This is a genomic window from Phaeobacter sp. CAU 1743, from assembly GCF_039839315.1.
GTDB lineage: Bacteria > Pseudomonadota > Alphaproteobacteria > Rhodobacterales > Rhodobacteraceae > Phycobacter > Phycobacter gallaeciensis_A.
This window is the reverse complement of sequence record NZ_JBDOQR010000028.1, coordinates 24,401-31,292: the sequence shown is the minus strand read 5'-3', so window position 1 is coordinate 31,292 and position 6,892 is coordinate 24,401. Positions and strand designations below refer to the sequence as shown.

6 protein-coding genes are annotated in these 6,892 nt (G+C 61.9%); 5 read left to right on the top strand and 1 reads right to left on the bottom strand.

The features are described from left to right. Nucleotides 1-635 precede the first annotated feature (635 nt). Nucleotides 636-854: a DUF1127 domain-containing protein gene (locus tag AAFO90_RS12395; RefSeq protein WP_274828928.1), complete on the bottom strand. Its 219-nt coding sequence runs from the start codon at nt 852-854 to the stop codon at nt 636-638. A 312-nt stretch (nt 855-1,166) separates the two neighbouring features. On the opposite strand from AAFO90_RS12395, the gene AAFO90_RS12390 reads away from it, so the two are divergent. From AAFO90_RS12390 to AAFO90_RS12370, 5 genes are all read left to right on the top strand, one after another. Beyond that, nucleotides 1,167-2,252, top strand: a complete 1,086-nt coding sequence (locus tag AAFO90_RS12390; protein ID WP_347509593.1) for an Mrp/NBP35 family ATP-binding protein — start codon at nt 1,167-1,169, stop codon at nt 2,250-2,252. Between the two features lie 997 nt (nt 2,253-3,249). Then, the gene (gene mraZ / locus AAFO90_RS12385) at nt 3,250-3,753 is read left to right on the top strand and encodes a division/cell wall cluster transcriptional repressor MraZ (protein ID WP_082996115.1); all 504 of its coding nucleotides are present in this window, start codon (nt 3,250-3,252) and stop codon (nt 3,751-3,753) included. Nucleotides 3,754-3,756: 3 nt separating this feature from the next. Then, nucleotides 3,757-4,749, top strand: a complete 993-nt coding sequence (gene rsmH, locus AAFO90_RS12380; RefSeq protein ID WP_347509592.1) for a 16S rRNA (cytosine(1402)-N(4))-methyltransferase RsmH — start codon at nt 3,757-3,759, stop codon at nt 4,747-4,749. Then, a complete protein-coding gene (locus AAFO90_RS12375; RefSeq protein WP_065273041.1) occupies nt 4,746-5,108 on the top strand; it encodes a cell division protein FtsL in 363 nt (120 codons plus the stop codon). The genes rsmH and AAFO90_RS12375 overlap by 4 nt, the downstream gene beginning before the upstream one ends. Then, on the top strand, nt 5,105-6,889 hold the full coding sequence (locus AAFO90_RS12370; protein ID WP_065273042.1) for a penicillin-binding protein 2: 1,785 nt from the start codon (nt 5,105-5,107) through the stop codon (nt 6,887-6,889). Before AAFO90_RS12375 ends, AAFO90_RS12370 begins: the two co-directional genes overlap by 4 nt. Nucleotides 6,890-6,892: the final 3 nt, after the last annotated feature.

Sequence of the window (6,892 nt, the reverse complement as noted above, 5' to 3'; positions counted from 1 at the left end):
TGGCAGCGATGCTGCCAGCGCCCCCGCGCCATTGCCCCGTTGCAACGGCTGCGGCGCGAGAAGGGCGGGCGCGCAGCGGCTGGCGATGGTGTCGGGTGATTTCTGGGGTGCGTGAAATGCAAAAACGGCGGTGCCAGGGAGGAGGAAGGCACCGCCGTTCTTTTCAACATTCGGCCAAATGGGAGGAGAGACCGAATGTATCAGCGTCCGGGTCTAATCCCGGTATGAGGTGCGGCGACACCAGGGAGGAGGAGAGGTGCCGCCGCTCTGAACAACATCTGGCCAAATGGGAGGAGGGCCGGATGCATCAGGTCCCGGGTTTGAGCCCGGTATGAGGTGCGGCAGCACCAGGGAGGAGGAGAGGTGCCGCCGCTCTGAACAACATCCGGTCAAATGGGAGGAGAGACCGGATGTATCAGCGTCCGGGTTTGATCCCGGTATGAGGTGCGGCAACACCAGGGAGGAGGAGAGGTGCTGCCGCTCTGAACAACATCTGGTCAAAAGGGAGGAGAAGACCGGATGTATCAGATCCCGGGTTTGATCCCGGTATGGGGTGCGGTGACATCAGGGAGGAGGAAGATGTCACCGCGGAACACAGGCCCTTTAGGGAGGAGGAGAAAAGAGCCTGATCTCGGTTATGCGTTTTCGTATGCGGCCTGGTAGGCCAGACGTTTGATCATCGAGCGGTTCAGCCCCAGATCCGCCAGTTCGCGGTTCGACAGGGCGGAGAGCTCATTCAGGGTTTCGCGATACAGACGGTAACGCGCGATTTTCAGTTTCAGCTCGTCGATCAGGCCCAGGCCGTTTGCGGCCAGCGAGCCCTTGTGGGCGGTGATGTGATTTACTGCAGCCATTGGGCAGATCCTCAGTTCCGTAATTTTCCGTGTGCCGTTAAAGGCGTTTCTTGAACACCAATTTAGGGAAATGCTGCAACTGCACAATCCCAAGAGTCAGCATTTCTGCCATGCAGCATTTGCATGGGTCATCTGAGTGATGTGCGGAAAATTGGTGTGGTTTTGTGCGGGGTTGGCAAATTTGCCTATTCTTGCGGCGGTTTATGTCTGGGATGCGTAAAGCTGCCGTTACGGCAATCGCGCTTGGGCTGGCGCGGGCGCTCCTATATAGGGTGGGCGCCCAAAGAGGGGCGGGAAAGACAGGAGAGCGCCATGCCGGTGACCCACGATCAGATTCGCGCCGCGCTGGAGCGGCTGGCCTTGCCGGATGGGGGCACCCTGGTGTCCCGGGATATGTTGCGGGCGCTCAGTGTCGACGGTGACACCGTCCGCTTCGTGATCGAAGCGCCCAGCCCGGCGATTGCCCAGCAGATGGAACCCCTGCGCCGCGCCGCCGAAGCGGCGGTCCTCGCTCTTGATGGCGTGTCCGGCGTGACGGCGGCGCTGACCGCGCATACTCCGGCGGCATCCGCACCCGGTGGCGGGCAGGGGGCGCCCTCGCTCAAGGTTGGCGGCCACCCGAAACCGCAACAAGGGCCGATCAAGCCCGCTGGGGTGGCGCGCATTCTTGCCATCGCTTCGGGTAAGGGAGGCGTCGGTAAATCCACTGTCAGCGCCAATCTCGCGGTGGCCCTTGCCCGGCAGGGGCGGCGGGTTGGTCTGCTGGATGCAGATATATACGGTCCCAGCCAGCCGCGCATGATGGGGGTAACGGGCAGGCCTGCCAGCCCGGACGGCAAGACCATCGAGCCGCTGCACGCCCATGGCGTCACGGTGATGTCGATCGGCTTCATGGTGGATGAGGCAAAAGCCGTGGTCTGGCGCGGTCCGATGCTGATGGGCGCGTTGCAGCAGATGCTGGGGCAGGTCAATTGGGGAGAGCTGGACGTGCTGATCGTCGATCTGCCGCCCGGCACCGGTGATGTGCAACTGACGCTGTGCACCAAGGCAGAGCTGACCGGCGCCATCGTTGTCAGCACCCCGCAGGATGTGGCGCTGATCGACGCACGCAAGGCGCTGGACATGTTCAGCCAGCTGAAAACACCGGTTCTTGGACTGATCGAAAATATGTCCTTCTTCACCTGTCCCGACTGCGGCGGCGATCATCACATCTTTGGTCATGGCGGGGTGGCGGCCGAGGCTGACAAGCTGGGCTTGCCGCTTCTGGGGGCGCTGCCCATCGATCTTGAGACCCGCCTGGCGGGGGATGGTGGCACGCCTGTTGCCGCGGGCGAGGGGACCATGGCCGAGGCCTATGGCCGGATTGCCTCTGGTCTGGTGCAGGGCGGTATGGCCTGATCCGGTTTTCCGGTCAGTCTACATCTATCTGAATACATAATAGGTGCCGGGCTGCGCGGGCGGTCCGGTGTCTTCATGTTGTCGTGCAGGCCTGCCTCTGCCGTGATGTCCCGCCCCGGATGGGTCGCTGTTGCGGTCCCTGTTGCCTCTGCGAGGCGTCACCGCTCTGTGCTGGTGGGAGGCGATCCCTTTGTCTGGGCGCGGGGCGGGCGGGGCCTGCCGGGGTGCGGCTTGATCTGGTGCGATCAGGCTGCGGTTTTGTGCCTCTGTCCCATGTCATCCCATTAGGACCTCCCAATTTTTCATCCCGCCCCTCGTGTAGTCGCGGTCGATGGGAAACCATGGGCTGCACTGCAGAGGTCGGGTCGTGGGAAATCATGGGCTCGCTGCGGTGGTGGCGGGTCCCGCCGCGAATCACATCTGCCCAATTCCATGGGGCCAAGGGGTGTTTCGCCTCTCCCTGCTCGGGTCGTTGCAGAAAGGGGTGGGGGTGTACCGTGAACATAGGTGTGTCCCGCGAGTCTCTTGAAACTTTTTCTGGGAAACTATGGGTCATTTTGGGGCGTTGTTGTGGCCACTATATGTAGTTGCTTATCATTAACCTTGCCCAAATTAGGCGGAATTTGGCCGAAGTATTAATGAAAGGTTAACGGAAATTGAGGCATCTGGCCCATGCTTGCCCACGTTGCCGTGAAGAAATTAGTTGCCGTACCCTGAATTCCCATAGTATCCCTTTCTACATCGACAGAGAGCAAGGATGGGGCGCCAAACGACCCCGTAAAAATCAAAAAAAGCAGGTTTCATACAGGCCTTCGCTTTCATCGAACAAAGAGATCCGGCGCGCGGGCGAGCAGACATCCCCCCAGATGGCGTGCGCAGTCGGACACCCCCGCACAGCGGGACAGGCGGCGGGTTGATCAGTGGCAGCAGATCAGCCCGCCCCTTTTACTTTCGGGGGGCAGATATCTCGCGAGGGACGCGAAAAAGGGACGGTAAATTGGGCCGCAGGTTCAGAGGCGAAAGCCACCATAAGGTGGACAGCAAGGGGCGGGTGTCGATACCCGCCACCTTTCGCCGTGTTCTTGAGGCCAGCGATCCCAACTGGCAGCCCGGGGACAGCCCCGAACTGGTAATCGTCTACGGCGATGAACGCCGCAAATTCCTGGAATGCTACACCATCGAGGCGATCGACGAGGTCGATGCCAAGATCGCAGCCCTGCCGCGCGGCTCGCGCGAGCGCAAGATCCTGGAACGCATGTTCAACGGCCAGTCCCTGCCGACAACGGTGGACGAGACCGGGCGTCTGGTGCTTCCGGCCAAGCTGCGCAACAAGATCGGGCTGGAGGGTGAGGCTTTCTTTATCGCGGCGGGCGATACCTTCCAGATCTGGAAGCCGCAGACCTATGAAGAGGTCGAAATGGCCGAAGCTGAAAAGCTGATGGAAGATCTGCCCGAAGATTTCGACCCACTGGAATTCCTTGATGGCGCCGGAGGGGTCTGAGGCATGACGACCGAGCACACATCCGCATCTGGTCCTCATATCCCCGTCTTGCTGCGCCCGCTGTTAAAGGCAGTGGCGCCGGTGACCGGGCGTTGGCTTGATGGCACATTTGGGGCCGGGGGCTATACCCGCGCTTTGCTGGAGGCAGGCGCTGATCAGGTGATCGCGGTGGATCGCGACCCGCTGGCCTTTGAAATGGCCAAGTCTTGGGCGGGGGAGTATGGCGACCGGCTGGTGCAGCAGCAGGGCGTGTTTTCCCGTATGGATGAATACGCGCAGGATCTGGATGGCGTGGTGCTGGACCTTGGTGTTTCTTCGATGCAGCTCGATCTCGCCGAACGCGGCTTTTCCTTCATGAAGGACGGCCCACTGGATATGCGCATGTCGCAGGAAGGCCCCTCGGCCGCCGATCTGGTTGCCGAGCTGAGCGAAGCCGAGTTGGCCGACATCCTGTTCTACTATGGCGAAGAACGCGCCAGTCGCCGGATCGCCCGCGCCATCGTCAAGGCGCGCGAAGTTGAGCCGATCACCACAACGTTGCAACTGGCGAGCCTGGTGGAATCCTGCCTGCCGCGCGCCAAACCCGGACAATCCCACCCGGCGACGCGCAGCTTTCAGGCGCTGCGCATTGCGGTGAACGCTGAATATGACGAGCTGTTCGAAGGTCTTCTGGCCGCCGAACGGGCGCTGAAACCCGGAGGCCTTCTGGCAGTGGTCACCTTCCATTCGGTCGAGGACCGCATGGTCAAAAGGTTTTTCCAGCACCGTGCTGGCAAGACAGGGCGTGCGAACCGTTATGCCCCCGAAATCGAAGAGCTGCCCGCGCAGTTCGAAATTGTCACCCGCAAGGCGGTCGGCCCGGATGATCAGGAATTGGCGGAAAACCCGCGCTCTCGCTCGGCCCGCCTGCGTGTGGGGCGGCGAACCGATGCGGCACCTGCACCGATCTCGGCCCGCGATCTGGGCATGCCACAGCTAAAGGAGGCGCGGAAATGAAGACGCTTTTATACGCTGTCACCGCTCTGGCGGTCTTTGGTCTGGCCTTCTGGGCCTATCGCGAAAACTACGCCACGCAGCAGGTCCTGAAGGAAACCCGCAATCTGCAACGCGAGATCGGCGCCGCACAGGTGCGGCTGGGCGTTCTGCGCGCGGAATGGGCCTATCTCAACCGCCCCGACCGTCTGATCGGTCTTGCTGAGCTGAACTTTGACCGGCTGGGCCTTCTGCCGCTGCGCCCCGATCAGTTCGGTCGCGTGGACGAGGTGTCCTACCCGCTTGAACAGGACTTTAGCATTGCAAACGGTGTCGATGTTTCCGGGTTGAACCGGGATCGCGGTACAGGAGAGCAGCCATGATCCGCACGCCGCTGCGCCCTCTGGCCCGTATTCTGAACGCCCGCGCTACCGGGCAGAACCCGGATGTGATCGAAGAAGAAAACATCCGCCTGCGGCATGAAGAAATGCAGGCGAAATCGCGCCAGCGTGCCGAGGGGCGGCTTCTGGTGCTTGGGGTGTTTTTCCTATGTGCCTATACTGCGGTGATCGGCCGGATGGGGGTCCTGGCTACCTCTGAACCGAGCGAGCCGGTAGCCAGCGCCGCGGGCAGCGCCATCGCTGCGCAGCGCGCCGATATCGTCGACCGGCAGGGCCGTATTCTGGCGACCAATTTCGAGACGCACTCTCTTTACGCGCAGCCGCCGCAGATGATCGACCCGGAGGGCGCCGCTACGCGCCTGGCCGAAATTTTCCCGGATCTGGACCGCGAAGATCTGGTTGAAGATTTCACGGGCAAGCGCAAGTTCCTGTGGATCAAGAAGAAGATCAGCCCCGAGCAGAAGCAGGCGGTGCATGATATCGGCGATCCGGGCCTCTTGTTCGGCCCGCGCGAGATGCGGCTTTACCCCAATGGCAGCGTCGCGGCCCATGTTCTGGGCGGCGCCGGTTTCGGCAAGGAAGGCGTTTCGGCAGCCGAGGTGATCGGCGTTGCCGGTGTCGAAAAGCAGTTCGACGATTACCTGCGTGACCCCGGTAATGGCGATAAACCGCTGCAACTCTCGCTGGATCTGACCATTCAGGCTGCCGCCGAGCGGGTGCTGGATGGCGGCATGAAGCTGATGAACGCCAAGGGCGCCACCTCGATCCTGATGGATGTGCACACGGGTGAGGTGATTTCGGTGGTGTCGCTGCCGGATTTCGATCCCAACGAACGTCCGCGTCCACCCACCTCGGGGTTCGACCCGTCGGTTAGCCCGCTGTTCAACCGCGCGGTGCAGGGCGTTTATGAACTTGGCTCGACCTTCAAGATTTTCGCGGCAGCGCAGGCGATGGATCTGGGATTGGTGACACCGGAGACCGTGATCGACACCCGTGGGCCGCTGCGCTGGGGCAAATTCGCGATCCGGGATTTCCACAACTACGGCAACGAGTTGTCGGTGACCGAGATCATCGAGAAATCCTCGAATATCGGCACCGCGCGGCTGGCGCAGCAGATTGGCGCCGAGCGGCAGAGAAGCTTCCTTGGTGAGCTGGGCATGCTGGAGCCGACACCATTCGAGATCGTCGAGGCCAGCGGCGGCACGCCATTGACCCCGAAAAACTGGTCCGAGCTTTCGGCGATGACCATTTCCTATGGTCACGGAATTTCGACCACGCCGATGCATCTGGCGGCGGGTTATGCCGCCATTGCCAATGGCGGCTATCACGTCAGCCCGACGGTTCTGAAACAGCGGGGCGCTCAGCACGGTGAGCGTGTGCTTTCTGAAGAAGCAGCGAAGGCGGCCCGCACCATGCTACGCCGCGTGGTGACCGAAGGCACCGCCAGCTTTGCCCGGGTGCCCGGCTACCAGGTGGGCGGCAAGACCGGGACTGCGGACAAGCCACGCCCGCGCGGCGGCTATTACGAGGACAAGGTGATCGCCACCTTCGCCTCGATCTTTCCGGCGCAGGATCCCAAATACGTGCTGGTCGTGACGTTGGATGAACCCTCGGTCTTCGCCTATGACGAAGAGCGCCGCACGGCAGGCTGGACCGCTGTGCCGGTGGCCGCCGAGATGATCAAGCGGGTCGCGCCTCTGCTGGGGCTGAGACCGCAAGTTGAACCCACCGAGGTGGCTGATATAACCCTCACCTCTAACTGACTC